The organism is Bacillus sp. YP1 (assembly GCF_000877815.1).
GTDB classification, from domain to species: Bacteria; Bacillota; Bacilli; order Bacillales; family Bacillaceae; genus Bacillus; species Bacillus subtilis.
This window is the reverse complement of sequence record NZ_CP010014.1, coordinates 3,599,677-3,618,015: the sequence shown is the minus strand read 5'-3', so window position 1 is coordinate 3,618,015 and position 18,339 is coordinate 3,599,677. Positions and strand designations below refer to the sequence as shown.

The 18,339-nt window shown below is 47.2% G+C and carries 21 protein-coding genes; 14 read left to right on the top strand and 7 right to left on the bottom strand.

The genetic code is table 11. The features are described 5' to 3' along the window. Nucleotides 1-38 precede the first annotated feature (38 nt). Complete coding sequence (locus QF06_RS17820) at nt 39-869, top strand: NAD(P)H-hydrate dehydratase (protein WP_003227282.1); 831 nt, start codon at nt 39-41, stop codon at nt 867-869. A gap of 14 nt (nt 870-883) precedes the next feature. Here the strand turns inward: QF06_RS17820 and QF06_RS17815 are convergent, their stop codons facing one another. Continuing rightward, nucleotides 884-2,257 (bottom strand): cytosine permease, encoded by a 1,374-nt coding sequence (locus tag QF06_RS17815; protein WP_032725108.1) that lies wholly within the window; start codon nt 2,255-2,257, stop codon nt 884-886. A 211-nt stretch (nt 2,258-2,468) separates the two neighbouring features. Between QF06_RS17815 and sigY the strand changes: the two genes are divergently transcribed. Genes sigY through QF06_RS17785 form a run of 6 tightly spaced genes read left to right on the top strand, consistent with a single transcriptional unit; the run spans nt 2,469 to nt 5,373 of the window. Beyond that, nucleotides 2,469-3,005 (top strand): RNA polymerase sigma factor SigY, encoded by a 537-nt coding sequence (sigY, locus tag QF06_RS17810; RefSeq protein WP_014481313.1) that lies wholly within the window; start codon nt 2,469-2,471, stop codon nt 3,003-3,005. Continuing rightward, the gene (locus QF06_RS17805; protein WP_021480964.1) at nt 2,998-3,318 is read left to right on the top strand and encodes a YxlC family protein; all 321 of its coding nucleotides are present in this window, start codon (nt 2,998-3,000) and stop codon (nt 3,316-3,318) included. Before sigY ends, QF06_RS17805 begins: the two co-directional genes overlap by 8 nt. After that, the gene (gene yxlD / locus QF06_RS17800; protein WP_014481311.1) at nt 3,315-3,521 is read left to right on the top strand and encodes a sigma Y negative regulator YxlD; all 207 of its coding nucleotides are present in this window, start codon (nt 3,315-3,317) and stop codon (nt 3,519-3,521) included. Before QF06_RS17805 ends, yxlD begins: the two co-directional genes overlap by 4 nt. After that, nucleotides 3,518-3,706 carry a sigma Y negative regulator YxlE gene (yxlE, locus tag QF06_RS17795; RefSeq protein WP_014481310.1) on the top strand — a complete coding sequence of 63 codons (189 nt, stop codon included), beginning with the start codon at nt 3,518-3,520 and terminating at the stop codon, nt 3,704-3,706. Before yxlD ends, yxlE begins: the two co-directional genes overlap by 4 nt. Nucleotides 3,707-3,712: 6 nt before the next feature. Continuing rightward, nucleotides 3,713-4,600 (top strand): ABC transporter ATP-binding protein, encoded by an 888-nt coding sequence (locus QF06_RS17790; protein WP_041850361.1) that lies wholly within the window; start codon nt 3,713-3,715, stop codon nt 4,598-4,600. Then, on the top strand, nt 4,597-5,373 hold the full coding sequence (locus QF06_RS17785) for an ABC transporter permease (protein WP_041850362.1): 777 nt from the start codon (nt 4,597-4,599) through the stop codon (nt 5,371-5,373). The genes QF06_RS17790 and QF06_RS17785 overlap by 4 nt, the downstream gene beginning before the upstream one ends. Here QF06_RS17785 and QF06_RS17780 read toward each other — a convergent pair. Then, nucleotides 5,370-6,572 carry an MFS transporter gene (locus tag QF06_RS17780; RefSeq protein ID WP_041850363.1) on the bottom strand — a complete coding sequence of 401 codons (1,203 nt, stop codon included), beginning with the start codon at nt 6,570-6,572 and terminating at the stop codon, nt 5,370-5,372. The two genes, QF06_RS17785 and QF06_RS17780, sit on opposite strands and share 4 nt — an antisense overlap. Nucleotides 6,573-6,676: 104 nt before the next feature. After that, the gene (gene katX / locus QF06_RS17775) at nt 6,677-8,320 is read right to left on the bottom strand and encodes a catalase KatX (RefSeq protein WP_015385023.1); all 1,644 of its coding nucleotides are present in this window, start codon (nt 8,318-8,320) and stop codon (nt 6,677-6,679) included. A gap of 128 nt (nt 8,321-8,448) precedes the next feature. Here katX and QF06_RS17770 point away from each other — a divergent pair, with 128 nt between their 5' ends. The 7 genes from QF06_RS17770 (at nt 8,449) to licH (ending at nt 14,801) form a co-directional block, all read left to right on the top strand. Next, nucleotides 8,449-9,039, top strand: a complete 591-nt coding sequence (locus tag QF06_RS17770) for a DNA-3-methyladenine glycosylase (protein WP_003227303.1) — start codon at nt 8,449-8,451, stop codon at nt 9,037-9,039. 28 nt (nt 9,040-9,067) lie between these two features. Further along, nucleotides 9,068-9,226: a hypothetical protein gene (locus tag QF06_RS21570; protein WP_009968374.1), complete on the top strand. Its 159-nt coding sequence runs from the start codon at nt 9,068-9,070 to the stop codon at nt 9,224-9,226. A 162-nt stretch (nt 9,227-9,388) separates the two neighbouring features. After that, nucleotides 9,389-11,314 carry a transcriptional regulator LicR gene (gene licR / locus QF06_RS17765; RefSeq protein ID WP_041850364.1) on the top strand — a complete coding sequence of 642 codons (1,926 nt, stop codon included), beginning with the start codon at nt 9,389-9,391 and terminating at the stop codon, nt 11,312-11,314. A 128-nt stretch (nt 11,315-11,442) separates the two neighbouring features. Further along, complete coding sequence (gene licB / locus QF06_RS17760; protein WP_003218755.1) at nt 11,443-11,751, top strand: PTS lichenan transporter subunit IIB; 309 nt, start codon at nt 11,443-11,445, stop codon at nt 11,749-11,751. Between the two features lie 15 nt (nt 11,752-11,766). Further along, complete coding sequence (licC, locus tag QF06_RS17755; RefSeq protein WP_003227311.1) at nt 11,767-13,125, top strand: PTS lichenan transporter subunit IIC; 1,359 nt, start codon at nt 11,767-11,769, stop codon at nt 13,123-13,125. 18 nt (nt 13,126-13,143) lie between these two features. Then, nucleotides 13,144-13,476, top strand: coding sequence for a PTS lichenan transporter subunit IIA (gene licA, locus QF06_RS17750; RefSeq protein WP_003227313.1), 333 nt, complete (start codon nt 13,144-13,146; stop codon nt 13,474-13,476). Continuing rightward, nucleotides 13,473-14,801: a 6-phospho-beta-glucosidase LicH gene (gene licH, locus QF06_RS17745; protein ID WP_003244285.1), complete on the top strand. Its 1,329-nt coding sequence runs from the start codon at nt 13,473-13,475 to the stop codon at nt 14,799-14,801. Before licA ends, licH begins: the two co-directional genes overlap by 4 nt. 33 nt (nt 14,802-14,834) lie before the next feature. Here the strand turns inward: licH and QF06_RS17740 are convergent, their stop codons facing one another. The 4 genes from QF06_RS17740 to dltC form a co-directional block, all read right to left on the bottom strand. Beyond that, nucleotides 14,835-15,926: a branched-chain amino acid aminotransferase gene (locus QF06_RS17740; RefSeq protein ID WP_003244231.1), complete on the bottom strand. Its 1,092-nt coding sequence runs from the start codon at nt 15,924-15,926 to the stop codon at nt 14,835-14,837. Between the two features lie 140 nt (nt 15,927-16,066). Then, a complete protein-coding gene (locus tag QF06_RS17735) occupies nt 16,067-16,825 on the bottom strand; it encodes an SDR family oxidoreductase (protein ID WP_041850366.1) in 759 nt (252 codons plus the stop codon). Between the two features lie 90 nt (nt 16,826-16,915). Next, on the bottom strand, nt 16,916-18,094 hold the full coding sequence (gene dltD, locus QF06_RS17730) for a D-alanyl-lipoteichoic acid biosynthesis protein DltD (protein WP_003227323.1): 1,179 nt from the start codon (nt 18,092-18,094) through the stop codon (nt 16,916-16,918). Next, entirely contained in the window at nt 18,094-18,330 is a 237-nt protein-coding gene (gene dltC, locus QF06_RS17725; RefSeq protein WP_003227325.1) for a D-alanine--poly(phosphoribitol) ligase subunit DltC, read from the bottom strand. Before dltC ends, dltD begins: the two co-directional genes overlap by 1 nt. Nucleotides 18,331-18,339 lie beyond the last annotated feature (9 nt).

Below are 18,339 nucleotides of genomic sequence, written 5' to 3'. Positions count from 1 at the left end.
CAGGAAAAATAGGAAAAGAAAGCAGAGGAGGGATAGAGATGAATGTTCCATATTGGACGGAAGAGCATGTAAGGGCCACGCTTCCTGAAAGAGATGCGGAGAGCCATAAAGGCACGTACGGTACGGCTTTGCTGCTGGCTGGAAGTGACGACATGCCGGGGGCAGCGCTGCTTGCAGGGCTTGGGGCCATGCGGAGCGGTCTCGGCAAGCTTGTCATCGGTACATCAGAAAGCGTAATCCCGCTAATTGTTCCTGTTTTGCCCGAGGCGACCTATTGGCGTGACGGCTGGAAAAAGGCGGCGGATGCTCAGCTTGAAGAGACGTACCGAGCCATTGCCATCGGATCGGGCCTTCCGCAAACGGAAAGCGTACAGCAGGCAGTCGATCATGTGCTTACGGCTGATTGTCCTGTTATTTTGGATGCCGGAGCGCTGGCGAAGCGCACATATCCGAAACGGGAGGCCCCCGTCATCCTCACGCCGCACCCGGGCGAGTTTTCCCGAATGACAGGGGTGCCCGTGAACGAATTGCAGAAAAAAAGAGCGGAATATGCAAAGGAGTGGGCGGCTCAGCTGCAGACTGTCATTGTGTTAAAAGGAAACCAAACCGTCATCGCGTTTCCTGATGGAGACTGCTGGCTCAATCCAACCGGAAACGGGGCGCTCGCCAAGGGCGGAACCGGTGACACACTGACGGGCATGATATTGGGGATGCTCTGCTGCCATGAAGATCCAAAGCACGCCATATTAAACGCGGTCTATTTGCATGGTGCGTGCGCCGAGCTCTGGACGGACGAGCACTCCGCTCATACGTTGCTCGCTCATGAGCTATCTGACATCCTGCCCCGCGTGTGGAAACGATTTGAATGATAAAAAAGCTGTCTTCAGAGAGAAGACAGCTTTTCTTGATACCCCGCCCGTTTTTTCAGACGCGGTTTCATTAATGCATAGTAAAGCACAGAAGGCACGGCCAAGCCGATAATCCATGCGATGTCTCCGCCGCCAAACATTTTGGCAAGCGGTCCGATGTAAAAGCTTGTGTTGATAAACGGAATTTCCAGCAAGATAGACAGAACGAACGCAATTGTGGTGATCCAATTGACCTTTCCATAAGGCCCGTTTACGTCGAACATGGCTTTGACTTGATACTTTCCGTGGCGGACGAAGTAGTAATCGACTAAATTGATTGCCGTCCACGGAATTAAGAAATAACTGATGAAAAAGATAAAATTCAAAAACAGTTCCATAAAATTGCTCTGTCCCAGTAGGCTTAAGACTGTGCCGACAAGCGTGACACCCAGGATCATGATGATTCTGACTTTGGGCGTGACTTTTAATTTCAGAAACGGCTCCAGCGTTGTTGTCGTGGACATGAAAGCCCCATACAGGTTAAAAACATTGATTGCCATTTGCCCAAATAGCACAATGATCAGCATAATAAACGAGAAGGGACCGAACAATTGGACAATCTGGCTGCCTGAGTTTGCCGTAAAGTCAGGAAGTGAGGTTGTCAGCAATGCGCCGAGTAGCATCATCCAGATGGAGCTGACAGATGTACCTGCATAGCTGTACCAAAATGTTTTTGAAGCCGGTGTTTTAACTGGCAGATATCTTGAATAATCGGCAACATACGGCGCGTAGGCAAGCTGCCACGTCGCAACAGCGCTGACTGCCACCAAGAAAATTGGCAGATCAATCGCTCCGGGAATCCAGCTGCCTGCCGGAATCGGCAATTGAAAAATGAGAATCGTTGCAGCAAAAAATACAGCAAAAGAGGTCCAAGAAAGGATTTTTTGCATTTTGTGAATCAAATCATGGCCGAAAATGGTGAGTAAAAAACATACGGCGCTTAAGCCTATAATGCTCCATGTTCCCGGGATGGGAACAAAGCTGCTTAAGGTTCCGGCCGCCAGAATCGTGCTGCTTGCGAAGAAACCAAGGTAGATAAACATGACTAAGAAGAGGGGAAGAATCGCTCCGATTACGCCGAATTGGGCACGGCTTTGAATCATTTGCGGGATGCCTAGCTGAGGGCCTTGCGCGGAATGAGACGCCATAAATATGGCACCGATTAAGGTTCCGCAAATAATAGCGGCAACACTCCAAAACAGATTAAGTCCCATTGCAACGGGAATCGTGCCGGTCACTAACGTGGTGATATGCATATTAGCCCCGAACCATACGGGAAATAAATCTTTCGCTTTACCATGTCTTTCTTCATTCGGAATATATTCAATCGTTCGCCTTTCTACTTTCAATGCATCGTCCTCCATATTGGATGTTTTTTTGAAATCGACATAAAGTCATAGCTTAACAGACTATGAGGGGGTTTACAAATAAGGATATGCAGCCAAACGGCCGGGAAGCTTGATCTGTCAATGGCTGAAAAGAATTGTAAAAAAGATGAACGCTTTTGAATCCGGTGTCGTCTCATAAGGCAGAAAAACAAAAAAGGGGGGATCATGGTCATTGGATACACAAGAAGAACAGCGGCTGATACAGCAGGCGAAAGAGGGAAACGACGAGGCGTTTACAGCCCTTTTCCACTATCACTATTCTTTCTTATATAAATACTTGTTAAAGCTTTCCCTTCACCCCGATCTCAGCGAGGAACTTGTTCAGGAAACCTTTCTGAAAGGGTACATCCATTTAAGAAGCTTTCAGGGCCGTTCAAAATTCTCCACGTGGCTGATCTCCATTGCATCGCGGCTCTATCTCGATCACCAGAAAAAGAGAAAGAGAGAATGGAAACGGAATCAGACAGTTACGGAGGAAACAATCCGCAAGATCAAGTGGGACGTGTCGGCGAAAGGGGCAGAGTGGAGCGAAACGCTCGATCTGTTTTCAAAGCTGGACCCTAAACTGCGCACACCAGTTTTATTAAGGCATTACTACGGCTATACCTACGCCGAAATCGGGATGATGCTTCAAATCAAAGAAGGCACTGTAAAGTCCAGAGTTCATAAAGGGCTCCAGCAAATCAGAAAGGAGTGGGACGATGAATAAAGAAAAGCTTCCTGATCATTTAAAGTCAGAATGGAAAAAAATTGATCAAACAGCCAATCCCTCTATACCGACTCAAAAAGAACTGCTTCACCAGCTGTCACAAATGAAAGCTGAATACAGAAAAAAACTTCTTCAAGAGATCATTTTATTTGTATTTTGTGCGCTGATGGTTGTGAGTGCTGCAATCTTTGCTTTCACTCAAGCTCCTGCTGTGTTTATTGTGCTTCAGGTTTGTGTGCTTGCGGTGCTGCCGATTTTGATTGCGGCTGAGAAAAAAAGGCATCTCGGCGAATGCGAGGTGAAACGCAGATGACACAAACAGAAATTGTCATAACGGTTGCGGCTTATCTCATCGTATTGGCGCAGGGAATCTTTTTATTTATTGATGCGAAAAAACGAAATCGCATGGCATGGATTTGGGGAATTGTCGGACTGATTACAGCACCGATGCCTCTGATTTGTTATTACTTTTTTGTCATTAGGCCAGATCGGAAGAAAAGGGGGATCAAGCAATGAATATTTCTTGGGAAATGATTTTGCCGCTGGTTGTATTACAGCTGGCTTTGGCGGTGTTTGCCCTTATCAGCTGTATAAAAGAAGAGCGGACAAACGGGCCAAAGTGGATGTGGGCTGCGATCATTGTATGTATCAATATTATCGGGCCGATTTTGTTTTTTACCGTCGGCAGAAAGCAAAGGTAAGCCGATATGCTGTCTATTGAATCATTATGCAAATCGTACAGGCACCATGAAGCTGTAAAGAATGTCAGTTTTCACGTGAATAAAAATGAGTGTGTCGCACTATTAGGACCTAATGGAGCCGGCAAAACCACGACTCTGCAAATGCTGGCAGGACTGCTTTCACCAACCTCTGGAACCATAAAGCTGTTAGGAGAGAAAAAGCTGGATCGGCGTTTGATTGGGTACCTCCCGCAGTATCCTGCTTTTTATTCGTGGATGACCGCAAATGAATTTTTGACATTTGCGGGGAGACTGTCCGGCCTTTCGAAGAGAAAATGCCAAGAGGAAATCGGTGAGATGCTGGAATTTGTCGGTTTGCACGAAGCGGCGCACAAAAGGATCGGGGGCTATTCAGGAGGCATGAAACAAAGACTCGGTCTGGCACAGGCACTGCTCCATAAACCGAAGTTTTTGATATTGGATGAACCGGTGTCTGCACTTGATCCGACAGGGCGGTTCGAGGTGCTGGACATGATGCGGGAGCTGAAAAAGCATATGGCCGTTCTGTTTTCTACACATGTTTTGCACGATGCAGAGCAGGTGTGTGATCAAGTGGTGATTATGAAAAACGGTGAAATTTCATGGAAAGGCGAGTTACAGGAGCTGAAACAACAGCAGCAAACGAACGTTTTTACCCTTTCAGTGAAAGAGAAGCTGGAAGGCTGGCTTGAAGAGAAGCCTTACGTCTCAGCTATTGTCTATAAAAATCCGTCCCAAGCTGTTTTCGAGCTGCCTGATATACACGCTGGCCGGTCATTATTAAGTGACTGTATCCGAAAGGGATTGACCGTCACCCGATTTGAACAGAAAACGGAGTCTCTAGAAGACGTCTATCTAAAGGTGGTGCACGCATGAAGGTGATGATGGCGCTATTGCAGAAGGAGTGGCTGGAAGGATGGAAAAGCGGCAAGCTGATTTGGCTGCCGATTGCGATGATGATCGTCGGGCTGACACAGCCGCTGACCATTTATTATATGCCGGAAATCATCGCACATGGAGGGAACCTTCCTGACGGCATGAAAATTAGTTTTACGACGCCCTCCGGGTCTGAAGTGATGGTCAGCACGCTTTCTCAATTCAACACGCTTGGCATGGCTCTGGTCATCTTTAGCGTGATGGGCAGTGTAGCCAATGAAAGAAATCAAGGGGTAACAGCGCTGATTATGTCGCGGCCTGTGACGGCAGCCCATTATATCGTGAGTAAATGGCTCATCCAAAGCGTGATCGGCATTATGTCGTTTGCAGCTGGATACGGGCTTGCTTATTATTACGTTCGGCTGCTGTTTGAGGACGCATCATTCAGCCGCTTTGCTGCAAGCCTTGGCCTTTACGCGCTTTGGGTGATATTTATTGTGACCGCCGGCCTTGCCGGAAGTACGATATTCCGGTCTGTCGGAGCAGCTGCGGCTTGCGGGATCGGGCTCACAGCAGCCGTTTCCTTTGCTGTTTCACTATTTCCAGATGGTGCGAAGTGGCTTCCAGCTGAGATTTGCAAGCAGGCGGAGCATATCCTTCTTCATGGAGAGCAGGCAGATTTTTTCGGATGGTCACTCACTTTCTCCATTCTGTGCATCATGCTTCTGGCCGTGTTTTCTGTGTGGCGCTTCCGGCGGTATGAAAGCTATTAATTGATCATGTTACGTTTTTGCGCGAGCATCACAAAAAAGGCGGCAAATGCCAGAGACCCGGCTCCATAAAAAACTCCCGCAAGCCCGATAAGCTGTGCGATTTTTCCGGCAAGAAGGGGCCCGAGGAAGATGCCTAGCGCATAAAATGATTGATAAAACCCCATCACGGACATTTTTAATCGGGCAGAACTGATTTCGATGACATGGCTTAGCAGCAGAGGAAAAACGAAGCCGAGCGCCAGTCCGATACAGGCGTGTGTGATGCAAACCGTGAACAATGCAGCTGAAAAAGGAACGTATAGCAGACAGACCCCGGTGACTGCGAAACTAATGAGCATCACGGAGTAAGCGATACGGCTTGTAAATCGCAGAAACACAAAGCTTAATGTGGCGGCTGCGTGTGGGAGGAAAAAGGCGCTCATCACCCAAAGCAGCTCCGCGTCGCCCATTCCGAGCTGATTCATGTAAAGCGGCGTAAAACCAAACACTGTGATAAATAATACGGCATGGGCCGTCATAGACAGGATGGTGAAAAGCTTCAGCTTTGGCAGCCGCAATGTATCTTTGATGTACTGATTGACACGAATGGTGTCACGGTTTGCGGGAGGAGCAGACGGATCCTTAATAAAGCAGCAGATCACCAGACCTGCGACCGAGGCTGCCAGCGCCATCCAAAAAGGGACCTGCCTGCCTAAATGGGCTGCCGCAAGCCCGCAGAACACAATGCTGGCAAACTGAGGCATGACGGTAAAAAACTGCATGATGCCCATTGCTTTTGATGCATTGCCATTGTTGAAATAATGTGCGTATAAAATGGTCGCCATCACCCACATAGAAGCAGTGATTCCCGCGAAAAGCCGGGCGGCCAGCACGAAGAAGAAAGAATCAAACATCAGAAAAAGCAGGCTGCTGAGGACGGAAAAGCCGAACCCGGCAATTAACAATTGCTTGCGCAAGGAAAACAGGATGTCTGACACAAGGCCGAGCGGGAATCGCAGAAGGATTTGCGTGACCCCGTAGCTGCCGAGAATGATGCCGATTGCGCCATATGAAAAGTGCAGATCCTCCAAATACAGACTGAATACAGGAACGTAAATATAGCCTGAAAACCAGAAACAAAATACCATGCATAAAAAAACGGCGTGATCTAAAGCGCCGATTGTTTTTTTCTGAGGAATCAAGTCCTGCTGTAATTCCATCGTATCTCTCCACCCCTTTCCTTCCAAGTACAACACAATTATTGAAAGCGTTTCAATAGAAAAATAAAAAAACAGGGCTTCTAAAAAAGCCCTGTTCGCTGTTGTTAATACGGATCAGACGGATGACTCTCCTGTTCAGCCTGCTTTGCAGCCTGTTCCGTTTCAGTTGTGCCGATCGGCCCGTTGCTGTTGTTTTCGGAAACTTTTTTTAGCCCTTCTGCTACGCGTTTTCCGTAGTCAGGATCAGCTTTTGTGAAATTCTCAATCATTTGATCCTGAATTTCTTTTCGGCACGTAGAAAGCGTATTCACCAAATTCGTAATCAATTCGTTCCGCTCAAATTCAGTAAATCTCCGGTACGTTTCTCCAGCCTGTCCGAAGTTGTTTGTTCTGTCAATCGCTTCACGCTTTACATCACCTTCGACATGCGGCGTATGGTCTTTTCCGTCTTGCTTCGCTTCCTTCAGCCCGCCCATAATGGATGGCTCGTAGTTGACGTGCGGGTTTTGTCCTTCTGCTCTATCGACCCGATATTGCATTTGCCCGCCTTCCTGGTTGGTGGCGACATGCTTTTTCGGCGAGTTGATCGGAAGCTGCAGGTAATTTGCGCCTACACGGTAGCGCTGCGTATCAGAGTAGGCAAACGTACGCCCCTGGAGCAATTTGTCGTCTGAAAAATCAAGCCCGTCGACAAGCACTCCCGTTCCAAATGAAGCTTGCTCCACTTCCGCATGGTAGTTTTCCGGATTTTTGTTCAGAACCAATTTACCGATCGGTTTCCATGGGAAATCGTCTTTATACCACAGTTTTGTTGGATCAAGAGGATCAAAGTCCAGTTCAGGATGCTCATCATCGCTCATGATTTGAGCATATACTTCCCACTCTGGATAATCGCCATTTTCAATCGCGTCATATAGATCCTGTGTGGCATGGTTAAAGTTTTTCCCTTGAATCTCTTCTGCTTCCTTCTGTGTCAGGTTGCGGATGCCCTGCTTCGGTTCAAAATGGTATTTCACGAGAACGGCCTTGCCCTCCTCATTCACCCATTTATAGGCATGTACGCCTGAACCCTGCATTTGCCGGTAGTTGGCCGGAATGCCCCAAGGCGAAAACAAGAAGGTGATCATGTGTGTCGCTTCTGGAGATTGAGAAATGAAATCGAAAATACGTTCACCATCCTGGATGTTGGTCACTGGATCAGGCTGAAATGCATGTACAAGATCCGGAAATTTCAGCGGGTCGCGGATAAAAAAGATTTTCAGGTTGTTCCCGACCAAATCCCAGTTTCCGTCTTCTGTATATAGCTTTACAGCAAAACCGCGCGGGTCTCTCAATGTTTCAGGCGAGTGTTTTCCATGATTCACAGTTGAAAAACGGACAAATGCCGGTGTTTTCTTGCCTTTTTCCTGAAAGAGCTTGGCCCGTGTGTATGTTGAAATCGGTTCGTCTCCGAAGCTTCCGTATGCTTCAAAATACCCGTGTGCACCTGCTCCCCTGGCATGAACAACCCGCTCTGGGATGCGTTCCCGGTCGAAGTGGCTGATCTTTTCGAGAAAATCATAGTTCTCAAGTGTTGTAGGCCCTCTATTCCCGACGGTTCTCACATTCTGGTTGTCAGTAACAGGATGCCCCTGCCTATTCGTTAAGGTATCCTCTGACTCGTTTTTCCCGGATGTCTTGTGGGAAAGCGCTTCCTCGCTCCCTTGGGCATTTGATTGGTGCTGCTTGTTTTGATGATCATCTTTCAATGGTTGGCCCTCCTTTTTTGAACGGTAACAATATTCCCTGAATGGAAAGATTTTAAAACAGCCGTTTTTTTTGATCTGCTTCGGGAATGGTACAATGTACAAAAATCGGTAAAAGGAGAGGTCGATTCGTGACGAGAGAAAAAAATCCGCTGCCCATCACGTTTTATCAAAAAACCGCTCTTGAGCTTGCCCCATCGCTTCTGGGCTGCCTTCTTGTAAAAGAAACAGACGAAGGCACAGCGTCAGGCTATATTGTGGAAACAGAGGCCTATATGGGTGCTGGAGACAGAGCGGCACACAGCTTTAACAACCGCCGGACGAAGCGGACTGAGATCATGTTTGCAGAAGCTGGGCGGGTATATACATACGTGATGCACACCCATACATTGCTGAATGTCGTTGCCGCGGAAGAGGATGTCCCGCAAGCGGTATTAATCAGAGCGATTGAGCCGCATGAAGGCCAGCTGTTAATGGAGGAGAGAAGGCCGGGCAGGAGTCCGAGGGAATGGACAAACGGACCAGGAAAGCTGACGAAAGCGCTTGGCGTCACGATGAATGACTACGGACGCTGGATCACGGAACAGCCGCTTTACATCGAAAGCGGGTACACACCGGAAGCAATTTCAACCGGCCCGCGCATCGGCATTGACAACAGCGGGGAGGCTCGCGATTATCCATGGCGTTTCTGGGTGACGGGAAACAGGTATGTGTCGCGTTAGCATGTTTAAGGAAGAGGCAATCAGGGGAATGGTTGAGAAAAAAGAAGGGAGAATCGGAGCTTTGAAAAAGATGATCAAAACCGTTATCAAATGGGCGCCGGTCATTTACCCGATTGTTCGAAAAATCATGAAGGACCGCAAGGCGTCTAAACAAAAGAATATGTCCGCATCTAGAACAGCCGGCTGACCCCGGCTGTTTTTTTATAGGTCAGTTTTCCCTCTAGTCCTCCGGATGCTCATTGACTTGCCATTCTCTCCATTATAGAATTTATATACATTTCGCATCCCTTCATCATCCTTTCTGCCTATTCACTGAATCCCTGCATCTACTAGATAGGAGGTTTTTCTCATGCTTCATGGGCGACTTCGTGATATTCTGCGCTTGCTGATGGCGGCTGAAGCCCCGGTGACAAGTTCGTTTTTTGCCGCGCAATTAAACGTAACGACGCGGACAGTCCGCAATGATATAAAGGAACTGCAAGGTGTGCTAAGCGGTCACGGTGCCTTTGTACAATCTGTAAGAGGCTCCGGCTACAAGCTCCGCATTGATGACGAGCAAGTATTCAGAACACTGCTGCAAGATGAATTTCAGCAAAAAAAGGGCCTGCCGGTATTGCCGGAGGAGAGAATGGCCTATCTTATGAAACGTCTGCTGCTGGCGGACCATTATCTCAAGCTCGATGAACTTGCTGAAGAACTATTTATCTCAAAATCTACACTCCAAACGGATTTAAAGGAAGTAAAGAAACGTCTGCTGCCTTACCGCATCGTCATGGAAACACGTCCGAATTACGGCTTCAAGCTGCGCGGGGACGAGGTGCAGATGAGGTACTGCATGGCGGAGTACATTGTCGATGAAAGAGAAACGGAGATAGATGTTTTAAATGAAAAGGCTGATATTTTGCCAAAAGAAGAAATTGAGATCATCCGTTCCGCCATCTTGAAAAAAATGAAAAACGACCGCATCCCTCTGTCCAACATGGGACTGAATAACCTCATTATCCATATCGCTATCGCCTGTAAACGGATCAGAACGGAAAACTATGTATCTCTTTTCCCGAAAGATATGGATCATATCCTGCATCAAAAGGAGTACCAGGCTGCAGAAGCCATCGTAAAAGAGCTGGAATCAGCGCTTGCCGTTACGTTTCCGAAAGACGAGACGGCCTACATCACCATGCATCTCCTTGGCACAAAACGAATGACACAATCACAATGCGGAGAGGACACATTTTCAATAGAGGAGGAAACCGATCAGCTGACACTTGCCATGATCAAAGCTGTTGATCGTGAACTGAAGCTTGGCATCCTGCATGACAAAGAGCTGAAAATCGGATTGGCACTGCATATGAAGCCGGCGATCAGCCGCAACCGATACGGCATGAATCTTCGAAATCCGATGCTGGCAGCGATCAAGGAACATTATCCACTCGCTTTTGAAGCCGGGATCATTGCCGGAATCGTGATAAAGGAACAAACGGGTATTGAGATTCATGAAAACGAAATTGGATATTTGGCTCTCCACTTTGGCGCCGCGATTGAACGAAAAAAAACAGAAAGCCCGCCGAAACGCTGTATCATTGTATGCGCATCGGGTGCCGGGAGTGCCCAGCTTCTGCGCGAAAAACTCCGTTCCCATTTCGGCAAGCGGCTCGATATTCTTGGAACGGCTGAGTATTATAGTCTTGATCAAATGTCCTACGAATCAATTGATTTTGTCATCAGCACCATTCCGATTAAAAAAGAGCTCCCTGTACCAGTACTGAAGGTTAACACCATCTTAGGCGGAACTGACTTTACAAAAATAGAATCTATTCTGAGTGATGAAAAGGAAAAAGCCAATCGCTACCTAAAAAAAGAACTCGTTTTTTTTCAGGAGGATCTGCGCTCAAAAGAAGAAGTGATTCAATTTTTAGGGCAGAAAGCGGTCGAATGCGGCTTTGCCGATGAAGAAATCATAGATTCCATTTTTGAAAGAGAAGACATGTCGCCAACGTGTTTTGGCAATCTTGTTGCCATCCCGCACCCGCTTGTTCCGCAGACGAAAACAACGTTTTGGGCCGTTTGTACGCTCAAAAAACCGATCGATTGGGAGAGTCAGCGAGTTCAATTTGTCTGTCTGCTTTGTGTCGAAAAGGAGAACAAAGCGGATTTGCAAAGCATGTATAAACTGCTTGGCAGCATTTTGGATGACCCGGCGGCGGTGAACCAGCTGATCAAATGTCGTTCATATCAAGAGCTTTCGGATGTGTTTGACCAAAAAATGCTGAGCTGACAGCCTGTATATACCTTTTTTCCGTTGCATGCGGAAAAACCCTGAGTGTTTATGAAAGCGATTTCATAATATGATGATAGCAACAGCAGGACATTACAAAATTGATCAAACTCTAGGGGGTCTTTTACATGAATATATTACTCGTTTGTGCAGCAGGCATGTCTACTAGCTTACTGGTGAGCAAGATGGAAAAAAGTGCGCAGGAACAGGGAAAAGACTATACCATTTGGGCAGTTTCAGGCGATTCTGTACAAAATCATATCGATAAAGCGGATGTATTGCTTCTCGGTCCGCAAGTCCGTTACATGCTTCCGCAGCTCAAAAAATTAGGAGAGTCAAAGGGGGTTCCGGTAGACGTCATTAATACCGTCCATTATGGCACGTGCAACGGGGCGGAAGTGCTGAAATCAGCTGAACAGCTTGGACATGTGTCATAGAGAGGGGCGGGCTATGTGAATAAAGTCAATCAGATCTTAGAAGAAAAGGTCATGCCTATAGCGGGAAGAATTGCGGGACAGCGTCATTTGCAGGCGCTGCGTGATGGTATCATCCTCACGATGCCCCTGATTATCATCGGTTCCTTTTTCCTCATCATTGGCAACCTCCCGATCCCGGGATACGCTGAGTTTATGGCAAAAACGTTTGGCAGCTCCTGGTCTGAAAAACTGGCCTACCCAGTCGACGCGACCTTTGAAATTATGGGTCTTGTCGCCGCGTTCGGCATCGCCTACCGGCTCGCCGAGAAATACGGTGTTGATGCCTTGTCGGCCGGAGCCATTTCCCTTGCGGCATTTTTATTAGCAACACCTTATCAAGTGCCGTTTATGCCGGATGGCGCGACGAAAGAAATCATGGTTGGCGGCGGGATTCCGCTTTCGCTCATGGGAAGCAAAGGCTTATTTGTCGCCATGATTATCGCAATGGTGTCCACAGAGATTTACCGCCTTATTATCCAGCGCAATTTAGTCTTCAAAATGCCGGACGGTGTCCCGCCGGCGGTAAGCAAGTCATTTGTCGCGTTAATCCCCGGCTTTGCCGTCATCTTCCTAATTTGGGCAGCCCGGCTGATTGTTGAAGCGACACCGTTTGAAAGCCTTCATAATATTGTAAGCGTTTTATTAGGGACTCCGCTTTCCATTCTGGGAGGAAGCCTTGGAGGAAGCCTTGTCGCCGAAGCCGTCAAAATGCTTTTATGGGCCTGCGGCCTTCACGGTGCAAACATTGTCGGAGGCGTCATGGCACCAATTTGGTACGGCGCAATGGATGCCAACCGGATCGCATTCCAAGCCGGTGAGGAGCTTCCTAAGATTTTCACCCAGCAATTTTTCGATATCTGGGTCAATATCGGCGGAAGCGGCGCCACATTGGCACTGGTTGTCACGATGTTTCTGCGCGCCCGAAGCAAACAAATGAAGCAGCTCGGGAAGCTTGCGGTCGGCCCGGCCATCTTCAATATTAACGAACCGATTATATTCGGAATGCCGATCGTCATGAACCCAATGCTCTTACTTCCGTTTATCATCACACCGCTTGTCACAGTGACACTTACGTACATCGGAATGAGCACCGGCCTTGTCGCAAAACCGGCGGGTATCGCAGTGCCGTGGACCATGCCGCCGATCTTTTCAGGCTACTTGGCGACAGGAGGAAAAGTCTCAGGCGCGGTCATGCAAGCCATTAATATTGTCGTATCCTTTGTTGTCTACTACCCGTTCTTCAGAATGTGGGATAAGCAGAAGCTGAAAGAAGAAAACGATCTGGAGCTGGTTCAAACGCCTGCAGCATCAGATGACAAAGAAGCGGCTCTGTAGAGAAAGGAAGTGAATCGCGTGAATGAGGAAATGGAACAAATCATTTTTCAAATCATCCTTCACGGAGGAAACGGTAGGAGCTCCGCAATGGAGGCCATTGCCGCTGCGAAAAGCGGTGACGCAGAAGAAGCGCGGAAAAAGCTTCAAGACGCTGCTGAAGAATTGTCAAAAGCCCATCATTATCAGACAGAGCTGATCCAAAATGAAGCGGGCGGAGAAAAGACGGAAATGACGCTTCTGATGGTTCATGCACAGGATCATTTAATGAATGCAATGACAGTGAAGGATATGGCTGCAGAGATCATTGAGTTATATGAAAAAATCACCGAGCAAAGGGGAGCAAGCATATGACAAAAGGATTGAAGATTGTAACGATTGGCGGAGGTTCAAGCTATACGCCCGAGCTAGTGGAGGGGTTCATTAAACGGTATGATGAGCTGCCTGTCCGTGAATTATGGCTTGTCGATATCCCCGAGGGTGAAGAAAAGCTGAATATTGTCGGCACACTCGCCAAACGGATGGTTGAAAAAGCTGGCGTCCCGATTGACATTCATCTTACGCTCGACCGGAGAAAAGCGCTGAAAGACGCAGACTTTGTTACGACCCAATTCCGTGTCGGACTTTTGCAGGCAAGAGCAAAGGATGAGCGCATTCCGCTAAAATACGGTGTAATAGGCCAGGAAACAAACGGCCCGGGAGGTCTGTTTAAAGGATTGCGCACAATTCCGGTCATCCTTGAGATCGCAAAGGACATAGAAGAGCTTTGCCCGAACGCTTGGCTTGTTAACTTCACAAACCCTGCCGGCATGGTAACAGAAGCCTTGCTTCGCTACTCCAACCTGAAGAAAGTCGTCGGTCTCTGTAATGTTCCAATCGGCATTAAAATGGGCGTAGCCAAAGCGCTTGATGTAGATGTGGACCGCGTAGAAGTCCAATTCGCCGGACTGAACCATATGGTATTCGGGCTGGATGTTTTCTTGGACGGCGTAAGTGTGAAAGAGCAAGTCATCGAGGCGATGGGTGACCCGAAAAACGCGATGACGATGAAAAATATATCAGGCGCCGAATGGGAACCAGATTTCTTAAAAGCGCTCAATGTCATCCCTTGCGGCTATCACCGTTACTATTTCAAAACAAAAGAGATGCTGGAGCACGAACTGGAAGCATCACAAACGGAGGGCACCCGCGCTGAAGTCGTACAGAAGGTCGAAAAAGAGCTGTTCGAGCTTTATAAAGATCCGAACCTTGCGATCAAACCGCCGCAGCTGGAAAAACGGGGCGGGGCTTACTACAGTGATGCAGCATGTAACTTAATCAGCTCCATTTATAATGATAAACATGACATTCAGCCGGTGAACACGATCAATAATGGTGCGATAGCGAGCATTCCAGACGATTCCGCAGTTGAAGTGAACTGTGTGATGACGAAAACCGGCCCTAAGCCAATTGCTGTCGGCGACTTGCCGGTGTCTGTCCGCGGCCTTGTCCAGCAAATCAAATCCTTTGAACGTGTCGCGGCAGAAGCGGCAGTTACAGGTGACTATCAAACTGCGCTCCTTGCCATGACGATTAACCCGCTTGTCCCGTCCGATACTGTGGCCAAACAGATTTTAGACGAAATGCTGGAGGCGCACAAAGCGTATCTGCCGCAGTTTTTCAACAAAATTGAAGCGTAAAAAAAGCCGGCCTGTAATGGGCCGGCTTTTTTCTTACTTGCTTTCAGTCAGCGCTGCGACTTCGGTCGTCCATCCGAATTCGTCTGCGACAGCGCCTTTTTGAATGCCTGTAATCGTGTCATATAGTTTTTTTGCGATTTCTCCTGTTTCACCGTTGTTGATCGAAAGTGTTTCATCCTGCCAGATCAGCTCGCCAACTGGGGAAATAACAGCTGCTGTACCTGTTCCGAAGGCTTCTTCAAGGATGCCGTCTTTATGGGCTTGGATGACCTCATCGATCGCAATTTTTCGTTCTGAAACTTGAAGGCCCCAATGCTTAAGCAAGGCGATGACTGAATTGCGCGTAATGCCTTCCAGGATGCTCCCGTTCAGCATCGGCGTTACGATTTCACCGTTGATTTTGAAGAAGATGTTCATGCTTCCGACTTCTTCGATGTATTTCTTTTCGATTCCGTCCAGCCAAAGCACTTGGGAAAATCCTTTCTCTTCGGCGACCTGCTGCGCTTTTAAGCTTGAAGCGTAGTTCCCTGCGGTTTTGGCATTTCCTGTTCCGCCTTTTACCGCACGGACAAATTCACTTTCAACAGCGATTTTGACCGGCTTAATGCCTTCTTTGTAATAAGAGCCGACCGGAGAAAGAATGATCAAGAGCTTATACGTATGAGATGCCGCAACACCAAGGAAAGGCTCGGTTGCGATGATGAACGGACGGATGTAAAGGGACGTGCCCTCCGCATTTGGAATCCAGTCTTTATCAATTGCGACAAGCTGCTTTAAGCCTTCAAGAACCTGTTCTTCATCAATTTGCGGGATGCAGAGGCGGTCGTTTGATTGATTCAGGCGTTCCATATTTTTTTCCGGTCTGAAAAGCAGAACATGGTCATCCTCTGACACGTAAGCCTTTAACCCTTCAAACACGGTTTGGCCGTAGTGATAGACCATTGCAGCCGGATCCATTGATAAGGGTTGATAAGGAATGATTCTTGGATCGTACCAACCTTTATCTGCCGCATAGTCCATTACAAACATGTGGTCTGTAAACACTCTTCCGAACGAAAGCTGATTTGGGTCTGGTTTCGGTTTTTTTGTTGATGTCAATTCAACGCGAATCGTTTGTTTAGTCATGGTCAATCTCCCTGCTGTTAAATTGTTTATATTATCAAACTTATTTGAAAATAATTATATTCTATTGTATACCTTCAACAAATAATCGCAATAGGTTTGCTCAAATTTGTAAGAAATTCATATGAAAAAAGCAGGAGAAATTAATTCTCCTGCGTGTTCATATGCTCGAATAACCTGTCATAATCGGCGCGAGTGGCATCCCGAAGACCTTCAACACGTTCATTTGTAATCTCCTGTTTGCCTTCCTTCAAGCCGTCCAAGAAATATTGAACATATTCTTCAGATGAAATGCCCCGGTACGTCAGGCCTTGTTTATCGCGTGATTTTTGGTTTAAGCCCGTGTCCACCATAGGCGGTGCCATTTCAATCACTTCCACGCTCGTGTCGCGGAGCTGGTGTCTGAGCGTAAGCGAGAACGAGTGAAGTGCTGCTTTTGTTGCGCAGTACACCGGATAAACAGCTAACGGGTTAAACGCAAGCCCGGATGTGACCTGAACGATTGCCGCTTCAGGCTGCTTCATCAAATGAGGTGTGAAAAGGGCGGATAAATGGACAGGCGCTTGGAAATTAAGTTCAATTTCATCACCGTCCACAAAAAGATCCTCTGTCCCTTTTTTAAAGTCAATTTCCTTTTGAATGCCGGCGTTGTTGACGAGAACATTCAAGTTCGGATATTCCTTTAAAGCCCATTCATACAATGCTTCCCGCTGCGAACGGTCTGCAACATCACATTGCTTTGTATGGATGTTTGGGAGCTGCTGCTTCGCTTCTGCAAGACGTGCTTCGCTGCGTCCGCAAATGATAACTTCATTGCCAATTTCCAGCAGGCGCTTGGCCAGTTCAAGCCCGATGCCAGCAGAACCCCCTGTGATTAAAACCGTATTGCCTGTCATCTTCATTGGATGTAACACCTCTTAATTAAGTTGGCTGTGATTCCTTTACTATTTCAAATCTTAGCAGGAAATATGCAGCCGGGTCCTATGAGATGCTCAGGATGAAGTGACTTTTCCGGTTTTATAAAATTCGTCAATTGCTTTATCGACATACACCCAGCCTTTCCAGCCGATGTGAATGGTGTCTTTCATGAAATACGGGTCATATTCATGCCCTGAGAAATCAGCAACCTGGAAACCCTTCGCTCTGATTTGTTTATTTACCTTTTTGTAATAGTCAGTGCGTCCTTTTTTCGGGAAGCCCGTGTAATCGTACCATTTCCCGTTAACAGGAATGGTGACAAACATAGGCTCTGCGCCCGCATCCTTCAGGATATCGAGCATCATTTCAAAGTCGCCATATTCCGGTGACACCGCATACGATCTTCCTTTGTTTTTCCCTTTCAGCTTAGGCACTTTCGGCTTCAGCTTTTTATAGACAGGGTTGTCGATGTGAAAATCGTTAGAACCGGAGTGGCGTTTGCCTGATTGATCCGCTAGTTTATTCAATTCAGACCATGACTTATCCTTTACTGACTGCGAGATATAGCGCTTTGGCCCGGATGATTCTGTCGTTGAATAATATAGATCTTTCTTTTCCAGCATGCTGTAATACACTTTCGCCGCCGGCTTCAGCGCGTTCACTTTCCACGTCTGGCCGTTTACCATTGCTTTGTACAGTTCAGAAAGAATGGCATCGTTTTGCACAGCCTTGAAGCGCAGCATGCGTTTCATCATTTTCTTTTTAATTTCAGGATCGATCTGATCGTTAAATGCCAAATCAAGCCCTTGCAGCGCAGAATAGTTCGGCGCGAAATGCTGTTCATCAGACCCGCGCTTAATAAACCATTGCGGAGACACGATGAATACGATTTTTTTGCCCTTCAGCTGATCCATGTGGGCAGCGAAGTTTAAAGAATGAATCAATGACTGGGATCCGCCTTTGCCGACAAGGTATGGCGTGAATCCCTCATTGTTTACCTGAAAATAATTAGATGGGTGGAACTCGTCCAGCCGAGAAAGCTCAGAAGACCCGTAAATCGGAAGATATGTCGGATCTTTGAGCATCTGATCTTGTAAATATAGCCCTTGAAACATACTCGGATTCAAGGCTGTTGCTGACTCTTTCACACGCTTATCGGTGATGAAGCCTGTCAGCCATGAAGATGGAATTGCGATGGCGCCTGCGAATAGAATAAACGCCAAAATAATTGGACCGAAAAAACGCTTTTTCATTATTTCAACTCAGACAGCTGATTTACAATGTTGTTAGGTGTATTCCAAACGTCCCGGTCAAATTCAGTGATCGGCACTAAAATATCAAAACGGTTTTCAATCGCAAGCAGCAATTCTACTGTTCCAAAAGAATCAAGCAAACCTTCTTCAAAAATTTCAATATCAGGATTTTCCTTTACGATGTCATCCTGGCAAACCTCTGCTAAAACGTCTAATACCTCTTGTTTAAAATCCATAGCTTTCTA

Coding starts and splice junctions, on each gene's coding strand:
- QF06_RS17820 (WP_003227282.1), top strand. CDS start 39: ATGAATGTTCCATATTGGACGGAAGAGCATGTAAGGGCCACGCTTCCT.
- QF06_RS17805 (WP_021480964.1), top strand. CDS start 2,998: ATGAATAAAGAAAAGCTTCCTGATCATTTAAAGTCAGAATGGAAAAAA.
- yxlD (WP_014481311.1), top strand. CDS start 3,315: ATGACACAAACAGAAATTGTCATAACGGTTGCGGCTTATCTCATCGTA.
- yxlE (WP_014481310.1), top strand. CDS start 3,518: ATGAATATTTCTTGGGAAATGATTTTGCCGCTGGTTGTATTACAGCTG.
- QF06_RS17790 (WP_041850361.1), top strand. CDS start 3,713: ATGCTGTCTATTGAATCATTATGCAAATCGTACAGGCACCATGAAGCT.
- QF06_RS17785 (WP_041850362.1), top strand. CDS start 4,597: ATGAAGGTGATGATGGCGCTATTGCAGAAGGAGTGGCTGGAAGGATGG.
- QF06_RS17780 (WP_041850363.1), bottom strand. CDS start 6,572: ATGGAATTACAGCAGGACTTGATTCCTCAGAAAAAAACAATCGGCGCT.
- QF06_RS21570 (WP_009968374.1), top strand. CDS start 9,068: ATGGTTGAGAAAAAAGAAGGGAGAATCGGAGCTTTGAAAAAGATGATC.
- licR (WP_041850364.1), top strand. CDS start 9,389: ATGCTTCATGGGCGACTTCGTGATATTCTGCGCTTGCTGATGGCGGCT.
- licB (WP_003218755.1), top strand. CDS start 11,443: ATGAATATATTACTCGTTTGTGCAGCAGGCATGTCTACTAGCTTACTG.
- licH (WP_003244285.1), top strand. CDS start 13,473: ATGACAAAAGGATTGAAGATTGTAACGATTGGCGGAGGTTCAAGCTAT.
- QF06_RS17740 (WP_003244231.1), bottom strand. CDS start 15,926: ATGACTAAACAAACGATTCGCGTTGAATTGACATCAACAAAAAAACCG.
- QF06_RS17735 (WP_041850366.1), bottom strand. CDS start 16,825: ATGAAGATGACAGGCAATACGGTTTTAATCACAGGGGGTTCTGCTGGC.
- dltD (WP_003227323.1), bottom strand. CDS start 18,094: ATGAAAAAGCGTTTTTTCGGTCCAATTATTTTGGCGTTTATTCTATTC.
- dltC (WP_003227325.1), bottom strand. CDS start 18,330: ATGGATTTTAAACAAGAGGTATTAGACGTTTTAGCAGAGGTTTGCCAG.